Source organism: Mesorhizobium sp. M0500 (genome assembly GCF_040321165.1).
GTDB lineage: Bacteria > Pseudomonadota > Alphaproteobacteria > Rhizobiales > Rhizobiaceae > Mesorhizobium.
Genome location: NZ_JAMYRB010000023.1, coordinates 1 through 24,140, shown reverse-complemented (window position 1 = coordinate 24,140; position 24,140 = coordinate 1). Strand labels below are relative to the sequence as shown.

The following is a 24,140-nucleotide window of genomic DNA, read 5'->3' as shown; positions in this document are numbered from 1 at the left end:
TGCGATGGCTCCGGCGCGCGCTCCGGCTGATCAAAGGCCTGCCTTCAAGCCCTGATAGGCAAATCCCGACAGGCAGGGAGCCAGGGCTGGCGGACCGGGTCACAAGTCAATTTGCAAGTCCCCGGAGCGAAGTCCGTTGCCCTTGGATGGCTAACACGCGCGGATGTCGACAAGCCTGTTTGGCGAGTTGTCTGCTTGCTCATGGCTTCGGTCGGCTGATAAGTTGAGTTGCCCGAAGGTGCTATAGAGGGAGCGCGCTGACTTGGCTTACGAGTGGGACGTCTTCATCAGCTATCCCCGCCACGGTCAGGTTGGAACATGGGTTAGCAATCACTTCGCTCCTGTACTGCGGGAATGCTTAGACTCAGTGCTCCCTCAGCAACCACGGGTGTTCATCGACAACGGAATTGAGACCGGCGTCATCTGGTCCGACGTGCTAAAGCAGGCCTTGCTCCGCAGCCGTCTGCTGGTTGCCATCTGGACCCCGCCGTTTTTCCGCTCACACTGGTGCATGTCCGAATGGGAAAGCATGCTTGCGCGCGAGGCCTTTCTAGCCGGCGGGCGGCCACCGCGCGGACTTGTCTACCCCGTGGTCTACTCCGATGGGAATCACTTCGCGCAGAAGGCAAAGCAGACCCAGTTCAGGCGCGACCTGACAGCGTTCACCTACCCCTATCCTGGCTTTAGAGACTCGGCCGCCTACCTCGCTTTTCACGACGCGATGATGGCCATTGCGGCGGATATCGAGACGCATCTCCAGACGGTCCCGCCTTGGCAGGCGGATTGGCCAATCGTGGAGCCCCCGGTTGAGGCACCACCCCCCGTTGCGTTACTGGAGCTTTGACGTTGGCTGGTAGCGTCGTAACGTTCTACTCATATAAGGGCGGCGTCGGCAGATCTTTCGCCCTCGCTAATGTCGGCGTGCTGCTGTCCCGATGGGGCTTCCGGGTTCTCTGTATTGACTTCGACCTTGAGGCACCAGGCCTGTCGCACTTCTTCGGCTCTGTGGCACAGGACGACCAGACGCGCGACTGGTTTGGCGAGGGGCCCGGTCTGGTTGAGCTCGTTGCCCGCTACAGAAGAGACCCCGGGGCACCGCTTGCTTGGCGTGACCACGTCCACCGCTTAAGCTCCCCGTCGCTTGGGGGAATCTCGCTGATGAAAGCGGGCCAAGCCGATCGGACATATTCCCAGCGCCTGCGCCGTCTGAATTGGAAGAGCCTTTACCGCTCGGGTCTCGGAAGCGCGTTGGAGCGGATGTTCGGCGAGTTGCGGGATGAGTTCGACTACGTCCTGATCGACGCCCGCACGGGCGTCACAGACTTTTCTGGCATCATTGCTGCGCAACTCCCCGACGTGCTCGCATTTCTGTTCACCGCAAATGAGCAGAGCCTCGAGGGCTCGATCGAGGTCGCACGGCGTGCGGCCAAAGCCCGCAACGGTCTCGCCCTGGACCGTTCGCGGCTCCTGCTCCTTCCGATACCTGCGCGCTTCGAAACCCAGTTCGAGCATCGGATTTCGATGGCGTGGCGGGACCGGTTTGCGACCGAGCTTGCTGAGTTCTATCGGGGTTGGGCCGGGCCCACGGACTCGACCGCTCGGCTTATCCAAGCCACCACCATCCCTTACGTGCCCTATTGGACCTTCGGGGAACGGCTGTCCGTCGTCGAGGACGAGACCGCGGACCCCCTCGGCATCAACTACAGCCTTGAGACCCTTGCCGCGTTGCTCGCTCACAGGCTGGGCCAGACGAGCCTTATGCTGGAGAGCCGCGACGATTACGTGGCCGCCGCGAGGCGCATCGCTGCCGGCAGTGGGCGTTCTAGGTCAGACGTGTTCCTGAGCTACGACCATGTTAACACGTTCGCGGCCGAAGAAATGCGGGAGGCGCTTTCGAAGCGGGGGCTTTCGGTCTTCATGGACCGTTATGAGCTTCAAGCCGGAGAGCCGTCTGAGGCGGCGCTGCGATCCGCGATTGAGGCGTCAGACCACATGCTAGTATTGGTCGGGGACGGCACGCGCGAGCGTCGTTGGCAGGAATTCGAGATTCGCGCTTTCCAACGGCAAGCCGCGACCGACGGGCACTCTAGATTCATCGTGCCGGTCTTGCTGGATGGCACGCCCACCTCGGCAATACCCGACCTTCTGCGCCACATGCAGTATGTCACCGTTAGCCTCGACTTCGATTCCGCTGCGAGAAAAATCGTAAACATGCTTAGGCCAGCGCAACTGGAGCCCGGGCCCCGTCCCGGGCGGAAGTGCTACATCAGCTTCGACGCCGCGCATGACATGTGGCGGGTTCAGCAGATCCGGAATATGGGTCGAATCGAAACGCAGCCGATACTGGATCGGGAGGCCTGGAACAAGGTTCTCAGGCGTGGCGACAAGGCCATCACTGCCTGGGTTGACGACAACATGCGTGGGAAAGAGTGTCTGATCGTGTTGGTCGGTGCCCAGACCGCTGACCGAAAGTGGGTGAGGTACGAGATAGAAAGGGCATGGCGCAACGGCCTCGGCATCCTCGCGATCCACGTTCACAATCTCAAGGACCGGGACGGGCGGTCCTCAGAAAAGGGGGCGAGCCCCTTCGATGCGCTTTTGATTGAAGGCACTGCCATGGACGCCCAGACCTACGAGCCCCCGTTTACCGACAGCGTTGCCGTTTATGAATACATCCGGGATAATCTCAGCCACTGGATATCTCATGCCGTGGACGCGCGACGACACCGAAGTTGACGCGCAAGGACGCAGCGTTGAGAACGATGGCCAGTTCCATTTTCCTTTTCCATCACAGCAAGAAATAGGAATTGGTTGCGAACGGGATCCGGGCGATTGAGAGCAAAGATCTTTTCGATAAGATCGATCTGAAATTCCTCATGAGAGTGAGGAGACGACAGCTCCTTTTCCCGCGATCCGCCTCGGCAATGCGGCTTGGCCCATGCCGAAAAGCGCAGTGGCCAGTCGAAACAATTGACTGGGTATACAATCTGGCGCGCCGCGCATCCGATATCGCCCGCTAATACAAGGCAGCGGCAGCTAATATGATCGACATTACGAGCTTTGAACGTCCGACCTTAAGACGCGTTGGCTGACGTTCGTGGACAGGGCCCGCGAACATCCGCTTCTGGGAGAAAGCAAGTTTTGTCTGAACATCTCAGATTGGGCGCATACCAGACGTTCAGTAGCTGACTGACCGCGCCTCAGTCGCCTCATCCCTCCACATCGTAGAGCGGAGAACCTGCCAGGTCGAGTTCACCGCGCGCCTCGATCTCTAAAAGATACCGAGCCTTGGCTAGGCGGTCCGCTTCCCCCACCGCAGGGTAGCCGCAGATGGCGAGCAGCGCCCTCTCCTCCTCCCGACTGGCTTTGTCGGACTCGCTGCTGCCGCCGCTCATGGCATGTAGAGCCTCACCGAACGCAGCATAAGCTATCTTGTGCGCCTCAATCAGCGCTCGCAGACTATCGGACGGTCCTCGGTCTCGACCTGGCGGCTTAGTACCGAGCGCCGTCGCCGCGCCTGTCGAGGCGACGACTGCGCTGCCAGAGCCGAGGAGCAAGGCGCGGCGGTTGATCCTAGACGTGGCGAACTCTCCCATTTGCTTTGATGGCGATCAGGCCAGTGACGTAAAACCATCAGACCGTAACACGACGCTTTGCGCATTCGTGTCAGCATGGAGCGACCCCTGGCGGCGGCGCTAGCCCGGCTGGACGGCGCGGCGCCCGCATCTCGGACAGGATACCGCACCCGACCGCCTTGCGATGGAAGCTTCGATTTGGTGGCGGACGTGTCGCGACCGGCGCGCCTCCATTGGGCCGTGAAGCCTATGCATCTGCAGTGCGGAAGATGGCAACAGCCGACAAGCCTGCGCTCGGCCGCCATCCTACGGCCGACGCGGCAACGTCGCTCTCGGGCAGCGGCGAAGGGCGGCGCGGCAGACGTGCCGACCGCCCATCGCGAGCCAACGCTGGCCAGTTCAGCGAAGGTTCTCACGTTGACTATCGACCAGCTCGTTATCAACCGACGAGGGGCTATCTCAGCGGGTCGTCGCTGACCTGCTCCCCTTCCCGGCCTTACCCTCCTTAAGCGCCGGCAAAGCCGCCGCACATTGCATTAAGCCGTGGAAATGGCTGAGAAATCGCGATTCTCGGAATGTGCAGTAAACTTGCGCACATTGCAAAGTCATCTTCTAAGCTATTGAAAAACAAACGACCCAACCGGCGCGCAATGTGTGCGCTTTTATCCTGCCATCTTAATCGGTTGTGTTTGGCGATACTTAATAACCATCGTCGTTCCTCCTTCAGGCTGCGATAATATACGAATCTATTCTCTTTGCTACGATTCCGCTTTTGAACGTCGAGTTCCGATGCGCTGTGCAATCTTCCGCGCTCTGCGACGGGGTTGGTCGGCTGCAGTGGTGCAGCGCTCGAACCGTCGTGGCGCACTTTTCGATCGGACTGACGGAGCATCCTCACAGGCAATCGAGCGCGGTGCGGCCGTCTGTCGATCGGCGCGGCCGCAGGCAGGATAACGTGCGTTCCGTCGTTCCTGGTCTGCATCGGTCCTCATCCGCCGGGGCGGATCTCCTTGTTCAGATGGCGTCCGTCAGCGTGCCGTCACCATGGGTTTCATTTGCCGCCGAGCCGCTCATCGATGCGCTCCCAGCAGCTTGCGGTCCTTGATATGGGCGCGCCGCGCGGTGGCGTCCTGGCTCGCGGCCGGATCGCCGACGTAGAACGTGCCGTCGCTCCACATGGCGTGCATGATTACCGCCAGCTTGCGCGCCACCGCGACGCAGGCCTTGCGGTGACAGGAGCGTTTGGCGATCTCCCTGCCCCAGTACTTGACCTTGTCCTTGCCCTTGAAGCGCGTCATCAGTCCCGACGCCGCTTCGTAGAGTGCGCGCGGCACGTCCGCGTCGCCGGCCTTCGAGATGCGTCCCTGAACATCGATCGACGTGCCCGACTGCCAGCGTCGCGACGTCAGCCCGAAGTAGGCCGCGACGTCGCGCGAGCGGCGGAAGCGCGTGGGATCATCGATCGCCGTCATGAACGAGAGCGCCGTCACCGGGCCGACGCCGGGGATGGCCATGAAGCGCCGGCACGGCTCGCTGCGTGCCACCATTTTCACGACGACATCGTGCAGCCGGCAGTACCGCTTCCACAGCGCCGCGGTAGCAGCTTGCGACTTATAATGAGCCTGTCGGAACCAGCCGGTGCGCATGATATGCGCGATGCAGAGCGCATGCCTTATCGGTTTTGTTGCGCTACGCCGACATCGCGGCGCATACGTGCTGCGTCTCCAGGCGGACGGCCGGAGGCCGAGTTTATTGAGTTTGGGATGCAGCGAGGGCGACAACGCAGGCCTCGTGGCCCAGACGCCGCAGGCGCGGCAGAAACGACTTAAACGCGGCAAACAGCGAGTCAGGGCCAGTCACAACTGTTGTCTCAAGATGCCGTGCCAAGAAAATCGACGACGCACACCCTTCTCATCCATCGCGGCGTCCAGCTCACAAAAGAATTCTATCAGACGCTTCTGCGTTGCGCTGCCAAGGGGCAGCCGGTGCTGGCTCGACCGCGCACCGCGAGAGACATCTCCGCTAGAGCCGGCTTTGATGTAGCCACCAGTTCGCAGGAAAACGGCTTTGTTGCGTAGCTTCAAAAAGCCGTTGGATCGAAATCGGATGAGGTTGGGCGTAGTCAGGCGGTGGATCACGGCCGCTTCTGGCGATATCAACGTCGGAATTAAACATGAGGGAATAAACCGTCAATTGCAGATCGCTAAGCATGTAGTGTAACCGCCGGAAATCTAAACCAACCGATTCCAAGAGTACTTGATGCCGCACGAGTCCCCATCGATCGATTTCCACGAAGTGCGAGCCCTCAACGGGCGCCGCTCGGAGGGGTTCGAGGAACTGGTTTGCCAACTCGCGGGCCTTGAGGAGCGAGCAGCCGGCAGCGAATTTATTCGCAAAGGCAAAGGCCGCGATGGCGGGCTCGAGTGCTTCGTCCGGCTCGCCGATGGCAGCGAAATCGGCTGGCAAGTCAAGTATTCGTGGTCCTTTGACGCAAATCTGATTGGCAGCCTCGACAAGTCCCTCGCCGCTGCTCTGGCGAAGCATCCGAAGCTAACTGTCTTAACGGTATGCCTGCCCTTCGACCTTTCTGATGCCCGTGGCAAGGCTGTGACCCAACGGGCGGCATATGAAACTTGGCGAGCCAATCGAATCGCAGAGGCCGCCAAGAACGGCAGGTCCTTGGAAATCAAGCTGTGGGACGCACATGCCCTTGGAGAGCGACTCACCTCCGATGATCCGAGGCTCTCTGGTCGCCGTCTATATTGGTTTGGAACGCAGCATCTGACGGCCGACTGGTTCGCCGAGCAATTCGGGCGCGTAAGGTCTAACCTGGGGCGCCGGTATACCGCGGAAACCAATGTCGCCTTGCCTGTTCGGCGCGCTCTGGTTGGTTTGGCACGCAATGCTGAGCTTCTGCAGGAACTTGCAGACCATCGTAGTAAGTTGCTGGAGGTAACAGATGGGCTCAAGCGCACCGGCATCATGACGGCCGAGCAGGCGGAAACTATTGAGGCCGCGGCTCGCTCACTGGATGCCATCGAGGATCTCAGCGCTGACCAGTGGCCAATAAGTACTTGGCAAGGGAAGGCGCATACAGCCCTTGAGGTTGCTCGTTCGCTCTACCACGCGGAGTTGGAACGCCAAGACCAGACGGCTGAAGATTCAGGGCGGCCCGAACGATCGCATTACTCGACATTCCGGCAAGCTCTTGAGGCTTTCAACGCTCTTGTTGACACGCTAGAGGATCAGCCTTGGCTGGTGGCCGTTGGTGCGGCTGTCCTGGTGACTGGCGAGGCGGGTGCCGGCAAATCACACCTGCTCGCAGACGCCTGTGCCTACCAGCTGCAGAAATCCCGCCCCGCACTGCTGTTCTTAGGGAGCAGTCTTGTCGACACGGACATCTGGTCCCAGCTCATTCAACAATTGGGCCTGCCATCTTACTACACGCGCGATACATTCCTTGGGGCTCTCGACGCCGCCGGTGAAGCTGCTGGTTGCCGAAGCCTGCTTATGATCGATGCCATAAACGAGCGGCATGGACGACAAATATGGCCGGATCGTCTCGGCGGCTTTCTCTTCGACGCTGCCAAGTACGCAAACGTCGCGGTCGTTTTCTCCTGTCGGTCAACCTACCTCTCACAAACCTTGCCATCAGACCTTGGCGCGCGATCCCCCTTGGAGCTTGAGCACACAGGCTTCTCAACTTTCGATGCGCGCGCATTTTTGGCTTTGCGAGGCATCATGTTGACTGAGCATCCATTTCTCGATGTCGAACTCCGAAATCCACTGTTCCTCAAGACGTGCTGCGACGCGCTAGAGCAGGAAGGCAAAACTCGCTTCCCGAAAGGTCTTCGCGGCGTCACGGCCGTCTTCTCAATGTACCGAGAGGCTGTATCTGACGCCATTCAGCGACGAATGAATCTGAATAGTCGGCGACGGATAACCGAGCGCGCCATAGACGCCTTGGCCCACGAGATTGAATCCACCCAAGATCCGTATATTCCCGTCGACCGAGCGTTCGAGATTATTGACGAGATCCACGAGGGGAAGGGCGACCAAGACAGCGACCTTTTGCATCAATTAGAAACAGAGGGCGTAATCTCGATCGAACCAGTCCCCGCTGATGAGACTTCAGATCCCGATCTCCAAGACCACGTCAGGTTCACGTTCGAGCGTTTCGCCGATCACACTGTCGCACGTTCAATACTCGACGAAACTCTGGTCGAAGCACGGCTACCGTCTCCGCTATCGCCAGACAGCCCGCTAGCGCGCGCTTGTGTGCGAGGTGGTCTTCCTTGGGGGGTGCGCGAAGCGCTGGCAGTTCAGCTTCCTGAGCGCACTGGCGTGGAGCTCCCCGACGCGTTGGCAAACATTCCCGGCGTAATGACCAGGAGCCTCATAACACCGGAAACGGTGCGATTGCGGGCACCTTCGAGCATCACCGAACGTACTCTGGAACTACTTGAGGACTCTGGCGGCGTAGACGCCCGTTGGGATGCACTCGTGCGGCTAAGCATCGATTCTGAAAGTACGTTCGATGCGTACTGGCTACATGAACTTCTGAAGGTCATGAAAATTCCCGAACGCGATGCCGATTGGTCGATCTTTGTCGCAAACTACGGCGATGACAGCTCAAACCTCGACAACTCGGCGGCAGCGGACCTCATTGCATGGGCAAGAGACATGCAAGCTGGAGAAGCTGATCCGAACATTGCGCAGCGCGCGGCGATAGCGCTTACTTGGTTTCTTTCGACCTCAAGCCGGCGCGCGCGAGATACGGCGACAATGGGTCTCGTGAATCTCTTGACCATGTTCCCCGCCGTGGCAGACGAGTTGTTAGAGCTTTTCGATGGCGTCAACGATCCCTACGTTGGAGAGCGTCTCAGTGCATCGCTCTATGGGGCTGCTCTCCAGGGCCGCTGGCGTGCTGACGCCATAGGCGTCATCGCCAAAAGAGTAGCGATGCAGTTCTTCCAGCGTGGCCCGTTACCCTTAGACCTTCTGTGGCGCGACCATCTTTCCTCCCTCTTAAGGTACGCAGAGAGCAGAGGATGCACCGATTTTATTCCGGGCGGCGTCAACACCCATCCGCCCTTTTCTAGCAATTGGCCGCTTGAACCGGTACCGGACGCCCAGATCGATACGTATACCCGTACGTACCGAGACGGCGTGATACTGAGCGATGAGATCGTGTCCTCTACGGGTCATCACGGGGACTTCGGATCTTACGTCATCAAGTATGCCGTAGGGGGCTGGAGCCCAGCCGGCCGTGAGGAGACGACCCCTCCATCTTCCGCGGATCTGTACTCACTATGGCGCGCTGAATTTGATTCTTATTCGACACCCGAAATGGTGCACTTGTTCGAAGAAATGGATGCGCTCCGGGCCAAGGGTCCGGAATGGGCCTATGCCAGCGGCGATAGCGCAAAGGAGCATCAGAGGATCGAGGAAAAGTTTCGCGATACGCTAGGGACTGAGCGGTTTGAGCGATACCGCGTGATGGCGCGTCACTGGCGACCTTCGGCTGGTTGGGGTGAAAATCCTGCCGAGTTCAATGTTGCCTGGGCGCAGCGTTGGGTCTGCATGCGCGCCCATGATCTCGGTTGGAGCGAAGGGCTCCACGGCCAGTATGACCGCTCGTGTGGTCATGGACGGACCAGTCATAAGAGCGAACGCATAGGCAAGAAGTACCAGTGGATCGCACTGCACGAGCTGATGTCCAGGATCTCCGACAACTGCGCTGCATCGAAAGGGGATTGGACCGCGCAGTATCGCGAAACAGTACGGCGGCTTCGCAAAATTGATCCGTCCCGGCTGATGGAAGAGAGCCACGACTGGGGCTGGGCGTCGTTCAATGAGCCAACGTTCTGGATGCCAGTGATTCCGAGGAAGGCAGCGATGGATCGTGATGCTGCCTGGGAGTGGCTGGATGCCGACCGCGAGCTGCTCGACGGCGCCTGCTTTGTCGACCTTAAATCGGATCACAACGGTCAGAAGTGGCTGCCGTTGGGGGGCTTTCAACATTTTCGGTTGCGAGGCACAACCCAAGAAACCGAGCGAATCCTGCGTGAAACATGGCTTCGGCTCGAGTGTCTTATAGTGCATATCGGTGATGAATCTGTTGGTCTTGACCAGCTTAAAGATGCTCTCTTTTTGGGAAATCACGATCTCGGACTGAACCAGGATGGCCAGGACGATTGGTATTTGGGCGAGTACGACTGGCGCAATGACCGCGATCCGCAGTGGTCACGCTGGTGGGGGAATCGCCAACACCGACGAGCTGGCGTCGAGGCGGCCGCAACAACGGTTCAGTTTCTTCAAGAAGCGGGGAGTTATGACCATAGTCTGAAACAAAACTTCTCGGTGCGGTTGCCCGCCCCGTGGGTGATCCAGGCGCTCGGACTGCGACTCGCCGATGGCCGCACGGTTCGATACGTAGACTCGCAGGGCACGACGCGGGCGTTCGATCCGTCAGCAGAGCAAGCGGGGCCGAGCACGGTACTCGTGGCCCGCACGGAGTTTTTCCGGATGTGTCAGGCTAAGGGCTTTCGTCCGATCTGGGTGCTGGCCGGAGCCAAAGAGGTCTACGACAAGCAAGACTCGGATCTGTTCGGTCGCCGAAATTTTACGAACGTCTACACGGTTGATGGTGACACGGTTGTTTGTCGACTGAAAAAAGCTGAGTACGAAGGAGACTCGCCTTCGCGATAGGATCGCAAGGGCCGGCTGCCCTGGCGCCGAGGCAGAGAAAGTAGTCATTTGGCGCTGACGGCAAGCCCGCAGCAGCCGCTTAAGCGAAAGCGACGTTGCGAAGTCTCTTGGCTGCGTGCGCTTGATGCTGCGCGGCGAACGCTGGTGAGGGTCACGGCGATGGATCAAGCTGATCACAAGAAAAGAGACTCATCATTGAAAAGCTGTTGGAATGATGTCGAGGGGCCTAGTACTATCGCTCTGATTGTATTTGGATAATTTGTACCGGCCTAAAAACACATGGCTGGATGGGGGCCGGCGCCGGTAAGCTCGATGCGGGAAACGCGCCGCCTAGCGTTGCCATAGAGATCCTGGCGGAGAAGACGGCGGCCTTGGCGAACACGACGATCAAGCCAACAACGATCACCCGCGTGGGCTATGAGTATCAAGACCTCGTAGGGATCGAGGCGCTAATTCGCTTCTATCGGGATCCCAAGACTTACAGCTGGGTTGAGCTTGAGGCTGACAAGACAGACAGCTCGCTGGATGATGTCGTCGTGGCTCGCAGCGATGGATCGCTGGAATACTACCAAGTTAAGTTTACGGTGGACCAGATCGACTATCCACTCACCTGGAATTGGTTACTCGAGAAGAAACCCAGGGGAACCTCGCTTCTCGGCAAGTGGGCCAACTCTCTGAAGAAGGTGGCCAAGCAAGGTTCTATCCATTCCGCAAGTCTTAGAACCAACCGCATCCCTGACGCTGATGTTGCCGCGAGCCTGAAAGGTCCTTTGCTATCGCTCGACCTCGTTCCCAGGGACACAAGGCTACGGCTTGAGAAGGAGTGTGGTGGTCGAGAAGCGGCATTGGCGTTTTTCGGGAAGTTCGAGTTTGTCCACAGCGCACGGAATTTCGACGCCTATGAAAGCCACCTTCGTGACCAGCTCGTGCCGACCGACATGGAAGCGAGCGGTTGGCTCTATCTTCGGGAACGTGTCAGGCGATGGACAACGCGGCGTAAGGAGCCGAAGCCAGCGGGCCGAATCCTTTACGAGCACCTCACTCAAGTCATTTCGCGTGGACGCCCCGAGCCCATTCGACAGGACTTCCGCGTCCCCGTTGGCTATTCTGTTCCCTCGACGACCTTCCATACCCAATTTTCACGGCGGATCAGCGATCCGAAAACGCCAGTCTCAATCGTGTGGGGTACACCCGGCCGTGGGAAAAGCACCTATCTGAGCTACCTAACTGACGTACTTCGCAAATCGGGGGTGCCGGTCATTCGGCACCACTACTTTCTAGCGGATGACGATCCTACAACCGATCGAATGTCATTCGTCGCTATCGCGGGTTCGCTCATCAACCAGCTCTTCGTTCTCTATCCGGAGGCGACCAGAGGACGCGGTGACGAGTACGATAAGCTTCAACACATCGTTTCGGCGGCCGCCCAACATTTTAAGGACCAGTCGAAGCGATTGTACATCGTCATGGACGGATTGGACCATGTCTGGCGTGACACCGCCAAGACCGACCAGTTGAACCATATATTCAACGCTCTCTTGCCGCTAGCGGACAACGTTAGCTTGATAGTCGGGACCCAACGAGTACCCGACAATCAACTGCCCAACAGGCTCGTTCGCAAGGCAAAGCTATCGGACTGGATCGAGATCCCAGCCATGGATGAGGTCGCCGTCCACACCTGGGTAAAGACTCAGGATGCGGCTGGTAGGGTCATCCTCAAGGGGCACAAGCGGGGAGATCGGCGCGACGAGCAAGTGTCTGAGATCGCTTCCAGTTTCTATTCGATATCACAGGGCCACCCGTTGCACCTAATCTACGCGTTCGAGAGCGTTACCCGAAACGGAGCGCCCATTTGGCGTGACGACGTTGACCGGATACCGCCGTGCCCCGATCGTGACATCCGGAGCTACTATGGAAGCTTGTGGACCGGGCTCACGCCCGCGGCGCGAGATACGCTTCACATGCTAGCCGGCTCCCAATTCCACTGGCCCAGTTCGGGAATTCGTCAATGCGCCGGTGGCTACGAGGAAATCGACTTTCTGCTCGAGCCGAGAGAGTCTGGCATGGTGCCGTTTCACTCGAGCATCTTCGCGTACGTCCGCGAAAGATCCGATCATGCTGATGCATATCAGGCCCTGTTGCCGCGAGTTACAAGTTGGCTCGAGACTGCAGCGCCGGCGTTCTGGCGGTGGGGTTGGCTCTGGCTCAGCAAGGCAAGACAGGGACAGTACGAAGACCTTATGCGAGAAGCAACCCGCGCCTGGGTTATCGAGTCGCTCGCAGAAGGATGGCCTGACCACCAAATTGCTGCGATCTTGGGTGTGGCGGAACGCAGGGCCTTTGATGAAGGTGATCTGCCGAAGACGGTTGAACTCAGGTTGCTCAAGATCCGCGTTTTAAACGGCGCCGAATTTCAGGTCTCGGACAGCGCATCATTTGTTGCGGCAGCCATTCAGGCTTCCTCGAACTGGCAGCAACTGCGCAACCTCGCGGACAACTACAGAATCTCCCTCGCAACGAGGTTTCGCTTCTCCCCACGATAGCGCCGCCCGACCTCAGGGAGGAGCTAGGTACTGCTGCATTGCAGGAGTTGGCCAGGCGCATCAACGTATGGATCGAGCTGCGGCACAAATCTGAACAGGACTTCATTGCGCTAGCACGGCTCTTCGTCAAGGCTGCGGCATATGTCGGTGGAGACTCCGTCGAACGAGCATTGAGGTTCCTTCTGGGATTTCGAGAACCCGAAGAATTGATCCGGTTTTTTGTTCAATGGCTTGGGAACGCGGACAACCTCGACGGACTGATCTTTGTTCACGGCAAGCTTAGGGCCAAGAAGTGGGAGGACGTTCGCCGCGCAATATACGATGAGGTTGTGCGAACCTGCTGCGTCATCGGGGCGGACTTGACCACCCGTTTGCCTGCGCCGGACGAAGCAATAGCGCCACTCTCTGCCTGTTGGTTTCGCCTGCACCGGCCGACCGTTTCTCACGAGATGCTTCTTCCGGTTGCTGCACCCAACCTTTTTCGCGACGACCATCGATTTGGACGAGACCTCGGATTGGAGGTCTTCTTCGTAAATGTGTTCTTCTCCGCCCTTGCGACTTCGCTAGTAGCAGAAGGCGATCATTCGTACGTGTACCCTGGCGTGCCCCGCGGCGACATCGGATGGATGCGTCTCGCGATCAACACGCTCGAAACGATTGCAAGGCAGGTCTCGCGTGGGGAACTCGGCGGCTTTTCTGCACCATGGCTCGGGGCGGCGGACGTGGCCGAGCTCAAGCATGGGCCGAACACTGAGAACGAATATTTACTCTACGCGAGTTTCAGGCGAGCGCTTCTCAAGATTGCGCTCGACCTTCACCTCATCTCAGCGGACGGTGCGACCTCCAACGTCAGTAGCGGAGCGCTCGAGATTGCGCGCGCGTCGGTCCACTGGTCGGACGAAATATGGCTAGCGGAGAACGTAGAAAACCAAAAGGCGATTCTTGACGCCACTGGTGCGGCTACTCTTGTGAAGGAGGCTGCGGAGAAAGAGGCCGCTACAGTTACCCAGTTTCACGAACGATGTGATCGATGGGTCGAGCTGGCCCGGTTCTGCGACCTTTACGAGTTGGACGGCAGCCGCCAATTCATGGTGCGGGCATCAGAATGCCTGATGGGATACGGATACCACAAGGACCTATGGGCGATCGACGTTCTCGATGCCGTGAGGGAGGTCCATCAAGCCGGCGCCCGTCCAGCTCTCCCGTTCCTCAAAGACCTCGTACCGATTATCGACGAGATTACCGAGTTCACCGATGGCGATGAAACGGACTACGCCCGCTCGGCAATGATAGAGGTTGTGGCGCAAACCTGCCCCGATCGACTGCCTCAGTTCTTTCGTCACTATCTCGAAAATGACGAGTGGCGATACGCCGATGAGACCTTGCAGCAATTCACGCACGTGCAGGGATTTGAGTCGGAGTTTGAGCGCGCGCTGCCTGAGACGTATCTCGATCATCACACGCTATCCCAACTCGAGAAGGAAGCTCAGAGAAGTTCAGTGGCAACATCGATTCATGCCGCTCAAATAGCATTTCTCGGTGGCAAGCCAGAGGATCGGCACGAACGGCGAGGAACAGCTAGGAAAAAGCCGCGCAAGCCCCGCCGGGATCCAACCAGACTGGGATCATCCGATTTTTCGGGGTTGGTAAAAGTCGTATCGGGCAATTTTCCCTACGAGCGCCGCAAGGAGTTTATGGGCGACTGGCTTTGGCATTGGACGGATGCCGGCGAAGGCAAGCAGGCACTCGCATCTATCGAGGCCTATTTCGAAGACGGCGGGCCTACATTTCATGCAGACGACATCCTGGATGATGCCTTCCTGGCAAGCCTGCGCATCGAGGGGAAGGCCAAGGCCTATCGCTGGCTCGTAAAAGGCCACATCTACCGAAGCGGTTGGGCAAGCTACTACCACTCGGAAGAGGAGGTCATGAACCGACTGAAGCTGGCGGCAAAGCACTATGGCGCCAAGTGGCTCGATTACATTCGCGATACCGCCGGACCGGCAAACTGGCGGAGGCGTCGCGAAAGCTTCTCAATCGGCCAGCGGCACTTGGTTCGATTCCTGATCCTCGTGGGTCAGGAGGAAGCAGCTGCCAATGTGACCGAGACGTTTGTTCGGGTCCTGCGGCAGGAGGTCAGTGATCTGCCCTCGTTGGAGGCGCCATGGTTCCAGTGACAACGGACACTTCCGAACCTGCGCTATCGTTGCTTGTGGATCGGCTTAGCTGGCCAGTGAAAATGGTTAGGTGGCGGACGGCAAAGGCGATCAGGAGACTTCTGGAACAGGAATCCACGCGGGAGAAGGCGACGCGAGCGCTTCTTGATTGGATGGCTACGCGCGATCTTGAATCGGAAGTTTGCTCAGCGCTGTCGTTGCTGACCGTCGTGAATGAGACCGCAAGACCCAATCTTCGCGACGTTGCTCCCTGTGTGAAACGGCCTTCTATCCTGTCGGACATTCTGCTTGAAGTGGCCTATGGCTGGAGCCTGGGAGGATGGGACAAGGGCCTAAGCCCCGATGTGCCTGAATATTTCAAGCCGAGCGAATATTTTGAACAGCACAAGACGGCGCATGTGCCGCCAATTCTGCTGAACAGCCTCTCAAAGCTCGAGGCCAAGTCAGGTAAGCCGTTCAAGCGGCAATGGGCATACGAATGGCACGTGATGCGCGAAGAGACGGGCATTCTGTTTACGCAGTATCCCTACTATTTCGGTGACTTTGCTCTAGCTCGATCTGGCATTCACGGTCAGTTTCTTCAGAGACAGTCGGAACTATACCGATCCGCCTACCTTAGGGTACTTGCATACGCCGTTGCCGCGTGGGATATGCCCGTTCGGTTGGCTACCGAGTACTGCCTTGACGTGCTTCCGGCGGTGCCCCGTTTGTTTGAGGTAGAACCTCAGCCTCGGCCAAAATGGGCGGCCGATTTACCGGCGAAACTCCACGACCCCAGCGCTGACTTCCAAAAACTTGGACGTGCGCTTGTCAAAGCGGGCGTGTCGAAATCCCGGGTTGCTGTCTCGCTAGACGTTCCCTTGCCAAAAGAGATTGCCGAGTTTGGGGCAGTCTCCGCTACCGCGCTCCTCTGTTCGGCGGACTTCGAGCCGGCTGAGGATTTTGACCCCTTTCTGCCCGAGACACTTGTTTTTTCTCATGATGTTGGACTGGGAGACGACATCAGTTTTCGAGACTTCGAGGACGTTCGCGTTAACGGAAAAGTCGGATGGTATGCTCCTGTGTGCACGCACCTTATACCGATGCCGTCCGGCCTTTGGCACGATGAATACCTTGGCGCTGGGATGGCAATACCCGCCGCTTACTGCTTCGACTCGACACCGCGGCTCTCAGCCGACGATCGGGGATTGGCCTTGTCCATCGGCAAGGATGTCGTTGCAACCACCTTATTCTGGCACGATAATTGGACGCCACTTGCGCCCAAAAAGGGGGCGACGCGAGTCGGCGTAGTATCCTGCATCAACCGGCGGCTTCTTAAGAAGACACTTCAACGCTTTGAGGCTCGGCTGGGGTGGTTCGTACGGCTTTCAGCTTTGGAAGGAGACCGCGTCTACGGTGATCTCGAGCCTCGCGAACAGCTAGCTTTCTTTCTCGACACCAACGAGTTAGAGCCTTGACTGGCTAGCACCCTCACTCGGTGATGTTATTTTCTCCAATTTGATATCCGCCGACCTGGATACGACGACGGCTTGGAGTGGCAAAAGCTGCCATTCAGAACGTAAAGAAACTTGGAAGAGCGTGCGCCGTAAGTCGCACCGCCTTCCAATTTGCAAAATCGAATCTAGCGTCCCACTTTGTCCATAAGCACCCGCAATTCGGGCTGAGGCGCGACCCAGAAAGTTCGAAAAGCTTCCAAGAACCCCAGTCATTCGCGAATTGTAGAACTAGCCAAGGGTCGCTTCGGGGCCGGAAGCTGGAGGACGGTTCACAGCTCACGCCTCAGGGATAACGGACATTATGTTGGAGGGGCCGATAAGGTTGGAGGACTTACGCCGAGTGCGACCTTATTCCCCACGCAATCTCGCCAGAGAGCAAGGCGTATTAGGCGGTACTCAGCGAGATCAGGCGAGGTCCTAAACTTGCTCGCAATACCATCAGAGCTCACCGCCTTTGCAACTTCTTCGATCACCTGATAACGGGGAAGTACCTTGACACAGAACTGCCCGTTCTGAGCATGGCCTGAATCGCGCAGGAGGGCAGGCAAAGAAATGACCTTTGAGGTGCGGCCCGGCGATCGGGGATGTCCACATACCGACCCTTAATGCGTTGGCTCAGCGAGCTACGGATTGGTCAAGGAGAAGGAAAGACATGGCTAGATGCACTGCACCCGCAAGGGGCCATCGCTCATCGGCCGCAGCAGCCGACTGTCCTGCATGCGGGGGCCGCTATGGCCGCTATAGCGGTTACAGCGGGTATGGCAGCGGCTACAGCAGCTCCGGACCATACTCGTCCCCTTCATACTCCTCCTCAGGGAGCAGCGGCGGTTCGGGGCGCCGCACCTCAAAGCCGCGCTGGTCGGGAGCCGGTTCGGCTGTGTGGTACACGCCTGAACAAGTGCAGGCGCTCATGCCAGTTCGCGAGAACGTCGAGAAAATAGCGGCGTCGCAGCCTGACCTTCGAGACGTGTTTCTCTGTCACGCGTGGGACGACAGGCAGGGCTCCGCGAAGGAACTGCACGATCTGCTCGAAGCGCGCGGTGTCCGCGTGTGGTTCAGCGAAAAAGACCTTGGTCTCGGGGTACCGATGATGCGGTCTATCGACAAGGGCCTGGTGAATTCGCGCGTCGGTATAGTTTTGGTGACCCCGGCTATGTTGCGACGCCTCCCGGCAGAAGGCATCGCAGACAAAGAACTTTCGGCGCTGCTCCGGCGAGAGCGGCTCGTCCCGGTTGTTCATGGAACGACCTATGACGAGCTTGAGAAGGTCAGCCTCCTGCTAGCCTCCCGAGCAGGGCTGAATACTGCCGAAGAGTCGATGGCGGAAGTCGCCGCCAAAATCGCCGAATTGGTCGCTACTTAGTCGCGCCGGAAGTCAAATCGAGCGCGAAGCGATATTTTACGGCGGATACCGAAGGTTTTCTGTGGCGACTTGGCTTCATCCTGTACTTCGACAATTCGAAAGTGAGTATCTGCTTTCGCGGGATCCATCCCGGAGCCTTTATGCCCGATTGGGGACCCATGGCGGTCAATCTCGATCTATGTAGAATGGCATCATGACAGCGATTCACACTACGATCTGGAGTGCTTCCTCCAGTTTTGGACTCAATACCGCTGCTGCGATGGCGCACAAACTTTATCGTGACTATCAGAGGTATCGCAACGCGACGTCGACTGATGACAGAAGAGACGCAGCCATAAATGGAGCTGTCACCGCTTGGCGCATGTGCGAATGGGTATGGACGGGCATAGCTAGCTCCGACCGGAACAGCGCGAACATAAAAGCATTTCTAGGTATTGTCGGTCGTCCGATGGAACGTGGCGATATTCAAGACTGGGCGGAGAGAGAATGCCCCTCACTCTCGATCTGCAGATCGATTTGTAACGGATCCAAACACGTCATATCCGACAGGTCCATGCGCACCGAGATGGACGTGCCAGACCCGAACGAGCGCGGACCCGGTAAGCAATTGGTCGCTCGTGCGATTATCAAACACTCAAATGGATCAATGACCGATATGGAGCAAGTGCTCCACGACGCTTTCGTTTTCTGGGGGCTCCAAGTCACGAATGAGAGTGCTATGTGCTAATCCCTGGCAAAAGCGAAACCGAAGGGCAGCTTTCGGGGGCGGGGGCAGCGCAAATGAACGACCGAAATGCGGCGCATTGCTGACCGGCAGATTGGGGGCCGAAGAACGAACCCGCTGCGCGGGAGGGGCGCCTGCGGTTGAGGTAGAGATCAAGAACCGGTCGTCGCGCTGGCGTTGAGCGTCGTCCGGGGGGCAGAGCATGACGGGCTTCTTCAACAAGGAGCCTGACCATTCAGCACCCCGTTCTCGATGCACCCGTCAGCCCGCTGCGCCAGCGGCTGATCGACGACATGAACATGCGGCGTTTTTCACGGGAGACACAGCGCAACTATCTCCGCGACATCGGACGCCTGGCGACATTCCTCGGGCGCTCACCTGACACGACGACCGCCGACGACCTGCGCCGGTTCCAGATCGAGCAGCAGGAGGAAGGCGTCCCCGTGCCGACGATGAACAGCATCGTGTCGGCACTGCGCTTCTTCTTCACCCACACGCTCGACCGCCCGGACCTGGCGCGCAGGCTTGTCCGGCTGGCGCATCCGCGCAACCTGCCCGTGGTGCTCAGCCGGGACGAGGTGGCCCGGCTGCTCAACGCCACCACGTGTCTCAAGCACCAGGCCGCGCTGTCGGTCGCCTATGGCGCGGGCCTGCGTGTCGCCGAGGTGTCGATGCTGAAGGTTGCCGACGTCGACAGCGAGCGCATGCTGCTGCGCGTCGAGCGTGGCAAGGGCGGGCGCTATCGCAACGCCATGCTGTCGCAAGACCTGCTCTTGTTGCTGCGCCAGTGGTGGAAGGTCGGCCGCCAGCAGGGTGTAATGCACCGCGACGGCTGGCTGTTCCCCGGACAGCACGCGATGAAGCCGATCAGCACGCGGCAGCTCTATCGCATCGTCGTCGAGGCGGCCCAGGCCGCCGACATCGCCAAGCGGGTCGGGCCGCACACGCTACGCCACAGCTTCGCCACCCACCTGCTGGAGGACGGCACCGACATCCGGATCATCCAGGTCCTGCTCGGGCATGCCAAGCTCAACAACACCGCCCTTTACGCGAAGGTGGCGACCCGGACGGTGCGTGCCGTGACGAGCCCGCTCGACAAGCTCGGGCTGTTCAAGCCGGGAGAGGTCTCGCCCGACATCTGAGCCGTGCGCGCCTCGATCGAGGTCGCCGACATCTTCCGTGCTGCCGGACCCGTTTACCGGGCTGCCCATGCAGGTCACCTGAGCCTCGCCCAGCTCAAGGTCATGTCGGCGATCGAGTATTGCCGCACCGCAGCCCTTGGCGGTCACGTCGAGGCTTGCGAGGACTGCGGCCAATGGCGCACCGCCTACAACTCCTGCCGCAACCGGCACTGCCCGAAGTGCCAGGGCGCGGCCGCACGGACGTGGTTGGCCGAGCGTGAGGCCGACCTGCTGCCGGTCGGCTACTTCCATGTCGTGCTCACGCTGCCGGCCGAGATCGCCGACATGGCCTTCCAGAACAAGGCGCTCGTCTACGACCTGCTGTTCAAGGCGGCAGCGGAGACGATGCTGACTATCGCCGCCGACCCAAGACACCTCGGCGGGCGCATCGGCATCACCGCGGTGCTCCACACCTGGGGATCGGCGATGACGCACCATCCGCACCTGCACATGATCGCGTGGCTGAAAGGCGAAACGGTCCGTCCGCATCAAACCCGCCGCTTCCCAGCGGCGGTCGCGCCATCGCCGACACCAGCCGCAAATCGAAATCCCCATAACCATCGCCTGTGGCCCGCGGGTTCCTTCCTCGGGGACTTTCGTACGCCTGCCGGCACCCGAAACTCTTCACGTGAACGGACTGGCGGTTTTCAAGAACCGCCCTGCGAAAGCAGACGTTTAGGTCGGCCGGTGTGATGTCTGGGTTCTGGCCCGAACCCGACGCTCGTCCACGGCGCAAACGGCCGCGCCTCATTACGGATATTTCAGGCAAGCGACACCTGGAGTCTGCCTCCTACCCACAGCGGACACAAGAACTCGCGACGTTCGGGGAGAGGAAGCTTCGTTTTTAGTAATTCTTTAATGACGCAGGACACATAGTAAGTTCATTCACCTGTTTTCGTGTAATGTTCGGTGTGTTTATAGTTAATTTTTTCCTCTGAAGATTTAATACAGATATTTGACCAGGTTTATTCGTCGATTTCGTTCCAATGTACTTTATATCTACGCCAGAATTCATCAGTGAAAGCGCAACCTTTTTTAGATCTGCAATGCGCGTATTTGGTCCGCAGATCAAGGCATTTGACAAAGTTTTCGCATGTTCTGGACCGACGTAGTCAAGTTTAGTGTACTCGATCGAATTCTTCTCAAAGGCGTCTATTACTCTCTTTCTATCGGCAGGCTTTTCGTAGTAGGCGACTAGCTTATCACCAGTGTCCGGCCTTGCATCCTCTGCCGGCGGCTGGGAGGCTTCGGTAGCGGCGTCGCCGTAGGTAACCGTTGAAACAAAGGGAGGGTCGTCCCCGATATAGGTGAGTACTACAGTAGGCTTTTCCTTCTTGATGTGTTGTTCCTTGCCTAGCGTCCAGGTCAGAACCCACTTGTTGTCCAAAATGGGTATTGCCTCCGTTTTAGGGAGTTTTGAGGTTTGCGCGATGATGGCATTCACCTGGCCTTCCACCGACCGCGGGTCAACCTGACTCCACTTTCCTATGTAGTTGTCGGGGTCAATCTCGCTGGTATCGATTCTCGGCTTGCCCGTTTCATCGTATAGGATCTTCCCCTTAGCATCCCGTGCCCATGTCGTTTTTGACAAGCAGTCGACGTCGCGAGCCGAAATACATTGCGCGATTTCATATGCGTCATTGGCTTCCGGAGAATACGCCTTCAGCTTTTCAGTTCCTCCTTGGACGAGTACGGCGCCCGCTGACTTCAGGAATCCGTCTTTGATCGCTTGCTCGTCACCACCGGCAGCGGCAACTGCGACACCACCTGCGGCGCCGGCCATGGCAGCCTTCTTAATGATCTCGCCGGCGGTACCGGTCGGCATCTGCCCAATTGATGAGCCAGTCTGCGAGGTTACTGCAGCCAACAGTCCGGCGCGTAGTGCCATGTCAGCGTTGCCCGTTTGGCGATAGGTCGACCAGGCGGCATATGCGGCGGCACCGGCGGGCCCGCCGTAAGCGGCTGCCGCTGTGGCGGCAGCGGCACTGATCACCTTGCTCTCTTGCGTTGCTTTTGCGAAGTTCTCTTCGCCGGACTTGAGCGGGTCCATGCCGAGCCCCCACATGGCGTCGACAACTTTTCCGTCTTCAAATCGCTTAGCAGCTTTATTTAGGGCTTCGAAATCAGCCTTGGTTTGATTTTCTACAAAGTGCTTCGCCGCCTCGCCGGCATCAACAGCATCATCAAAACTGCGCTTTCCCTGCTCCCCGACGTCGCGCCACGCCTTGACATAAGTCGCGGCCGCGTCGCCTGCTGCTTTGTAGGTCGTGGTGATAGCATCCTCGCCGGCCTGTTGAACCGTCGCAAAGACGTCTCCATTGGCTTGCTGCAATGTCCGGACCGTGTCGCCGGCAGCTTTTTGGATGGTCGTCAGCGTGTCGCCTCCGAGCTGCTGGACTGTGCGCGTTGCGCCCTCGCCGAACTCGTCGACTTTCTCTTGGATCGACGGAGGCAACGGCACTGGCGAATCCGGAACCAGCGAGCCAGGCTTCGTGGTGCCAGGAATGGGGACCGGGATAACGCAGCCAATTCGCGGCATGCATGCGCAGGCGCCAAAGACGCATCGTTCATCGTTACAGTCCGGACAACTAGCAGCCGCTAGCGTTGCGAATAACACCGGCAGGAGAGTAACGAACACGATCCAAAAGCGGCAAGTAGACCACATAAGCGATCTCCCTATTTATCATTTGCGCTTGAGCATACGGTGTTAACGGCTCTGGAAATTCTATACTGTCCTGAAAGATATTCAAGTGCAATAGAGGCACAATTTTTGTCACCTGCGCTTGAGCCGGCATCTCTGTAAATTCCGCGTGGTCCTGAGATGCATCCCAGTCGAATAGAGAGATGGGTAAAAGTGGGGAAGGCGCAGACGCTCGCCCGGTTTATTGTAGATCTCCTGCTAGTGCGCCTAGACGTCCATTTCGCTTGATCTGCGGTTGGAGGCGTTATGCGAACGTGACAGGCTGTCTGCTCTAGCTCCCGCGCCAGGAGCCTGGACCATTCTGGGCAACAAACCGGTCCGGGCGGTAGACGCCTCATTGACGGCCCGCACCTTGTACAGCCCTACCGACGCCTTCGATCGGACACGCCAATAGGGGTCACGTGTTTAGGCTATGGCGGAGGCGTTGCGATAGCCAATGTCTGCAATCGGCCCACCCGAGTCGTCCGCCGTCTCGCGCGGAAACGATTGCTTGTGGCGCAACCGCGACCTCCAGCGTGGTTGCCAACAATGTCTGCTTTCAGGCAGTGGCAACAGTCACCTCAATGGCCGACTCACCGGCGCAAAGCGGCCGTCTACATCCGATGCCTCCAAATTATCCTTAAACCGAATCTAGTGTCCCAATTTTTCCATAAGTACCCGCAATTCGGGCTGCGGCGCGACCCAGAAAGTTCGAAAAGCTTCCAGGAACCCCAGCCATTCTATTTTTATTGAACAAAATCAATGCCTACAGGAAATTCCAATTTTTTAATGTAGGGTATTCTAGGGCACCTTTTTAGGCCGCAATCGCGAGTGCGCGGTTCAACGAACTGGCCCTGCCAAGAGGTCCGATCTGACGATTCTTTTGTCTATGCGCGCTAGCTCGCAAAACGACCTGACGGCGTCTTCAAACCATATAGGGGATGCTGGCGAAACATATATGCCCAGGATCAGTTCTGATAAATCACACCGGACAGCCTTGCCGGGCGCGGGATTAATTTTGTCGCGCTCAGCTTTTGGTCGCTCTCCTTTCATGACGCGCAATGTCCCGTTCAACGGAAATAGGACATCCATCTCGCTGTCAGAAAAGTCCCAAATGAGAAGCCTCATCTCTTTTTCATGCCCGAAGCTTAGACGTTTGTGTAAAGCCGGAATGAAGCCATTGGACATGTCTAAAGTTTCTGATTCATAGTCTATGTAATCGACGCTCCCGGCGAATATCTCTTCCTTGGTTGCGTTGAATGCTTTTGCTATAGAATTAATATCACTGGTCACCGCAATCCCAAACTGCCTCTCCCCATAAATGTGCCACATCGAAGCAGACTCATAACTCGAAATATGCCAGCAATTAATATAATTTTCTTTTCGAGCATTATATGTTTCATCAACCTCATTATCTAACAACGCTTTGTATGCTTTAATATGGCTATTGATGTCTCCACCTTTGCCGATGAAATTTCCTCGTTTTATGTCGTTTAATATTTTTTTGTGGAACGTCTGCTTCGTTGTTCCACTGGCGATGGGCATAATTTCCGGCTGGCAATATTCCCTCATATGGATCATCCACGCTCAGAGTGTGCATGTTAGCACTACTTTGGCAGATTTTTAGCTCCGGGAGCGTTTCGAGGATTCCCAAGAGCCGTTTTGCGTGATTCATGAGAGGTCGGCTTTT

Annotated in this window: 11 protein-coding genes and 2 pseudogenes; 9 read left to right on the top strand and 4 right to left on the bottom strand. The window is 58.0% G+C overall.

All coding sequences use genetic code 11. The features are described 5' to 3' along the window. Positions 1–262: 262 nt before the first annotated feature. Complete coding sequence (locus NKI70_RS27220; protein WP_352725428.1) at positions 263–844, top strand: TIR domain-containing protein; 582 nt, start codon at positions 263–265, stop codon at positions 842–844. Between the two features lie 2 nt (positions 845–846). Next, positions 847–2,736 (top strand): KGGVGR-motif variant AAA ATPase, encoded by a 1,890-nt coding sequence (locus NKI70_RS27215; RefSeq protein ID WP_352725426.1) that lies wholly within the window; start codon positions 847–849, stop codon positions 2,734–2,736. Positions 2,737–3,209: 473 nt separating this feature from the next. Here NKI70_RS27215 and NKI70_RS27210 read toward each other — a convergent pair whose 3' ends face one another. Beyond that, positions 3,210–3,395 (bottom strand): hypothetical protein, encoded by a 186-nt coding sequence (locus NKI70_RS27210; RefSeq protein WP_352725424.1) that lies wholly within the window; start codon positions 3,393–3,395, stop codon positions 3,210–3,212. A gap of 1,250 nt (positions 3,396–4,645) precedes the next feature. Beyond that, positions 4,646–5,524, bottom strand: a pseudogene (locus NKI70_RS27205) (transposase). Positions 5,525–5,834: 310 nt separating this feature from the next. Here NKI70_RS27205 and NKI70_RS27200 point away from each other — a divergent pair. The 7 genes and pseudogenes from NKI70_RS27200 to NKI70_RS27170 form a co-directional block, all read left to right on the top strand. Continuing rightward, entirely contained in the window at positions 5,835–10,286 is a 4,452-nt protein-coding gene (locus NKI70_RS27200) for an NACHT domain-containing protein (protein WP_352725422.1), read from the top strand. A gap of 287 nt (positions 10,287–10,573) precedes the next feature. After that, positions 10,574–12,829 (top strand): dsDNA nuclease domain-containing protein, encoded by a 2,256-nt coding sequence (locus NKI70_RS27195; RefSeq protein ID WP_352725420.1) that lies wholly within the window; start codon positions 10,574–10,576, stop codon positions 12,827–12,829. A 38-nt stretch (positions 12,830–12,867) separates the two neighbouring features. Next, positions 12,868–15,006, top strand: a complete 2,139-nt coding sequence (locus tag NKI70_RS27190; RefSeq protein WP_352725418.1) for a hypothetical protein — start codon at positions 12,868–12,870, stop codon at positions 15,004–15,006. After that, positions 14,994–16,463: a hypothetical protein gene (locus NKI70_RS27185; protein ID WP_352725416.1), complete on the top strand. Its 1,470-nt coding sequence runs from the start codon at positions 14,994–14,996 to the stop codon at positions 16,461–16,463. Before NKI70_RS27190 ends, NKI70_RS27185 begins: the two co-directional genes overlap by 13 nt. Positions 16,464–17,412: 949 nt before the next feature. Continuing rightward, positions 17,413–17,865, top strand: coding sequence for a toll/interleukin-1 receptor domain-containing protein (locus tag NKI70_RS27180; protein WP_352725414.1), 453 nt, complete (start codon positions 17,413–17,415; stop codon positions 17,863–17,865). Positions 17,866–18,882: 1,017 nt separating this feature from the next. Continuing rightward, positions 18,883–19,731, top strand: coding sequence for a tyrosine-type recombinase/integrase (locus NKI70_RS27175; protein WP_502898938.1), 849 nt, complete (start codon positions 18,883–18,885; stop codon positions 19,729–19,731). 3 nt (positions 19,732–19,734) lie between these two features. Beyond that, positions 19,735–20,226, top strand: a pseudogene (locus NKI70_RS27170) (IS91 family transposase); the annotation flags it as partial. A 388-nt stretch (positions 20,227–20,614) separates the two neighbouring features. On the opposite strand, the gene NKI70_RS27165 reads toward NKI70_RS27170, so the two are convergent. Together NKI70_RS27165 and NKI70_RS27160 are read right to left on the bottom strand one after the other, a co-directional pair. Continuing rightward, positions 20,615–22,231: a hypothetical protein gene (locus NKI70_RS27165; protein ID WP_352725412.1), complete on the bottom strand. Its 1,617-nt coding sequence runs from the start codon at positions 22,229–22,231 to the stop codon at positions 20,615–20,617. 1,059 nt (positions 22,232–23,290) lie between these two features. Beyond that, positions 23,291–24,022, bottom strand: coding sequence for a hypothetical protein (locus NKI70_RS27160; RefSeq protein WP_352725410.1), 732 nt, complete (start codon positions 24,020–24,022; stop codon positions 23,291–23,293). Between the last annotated feature and the right edge of the window lie 118 nt (positions 24,023–24,140).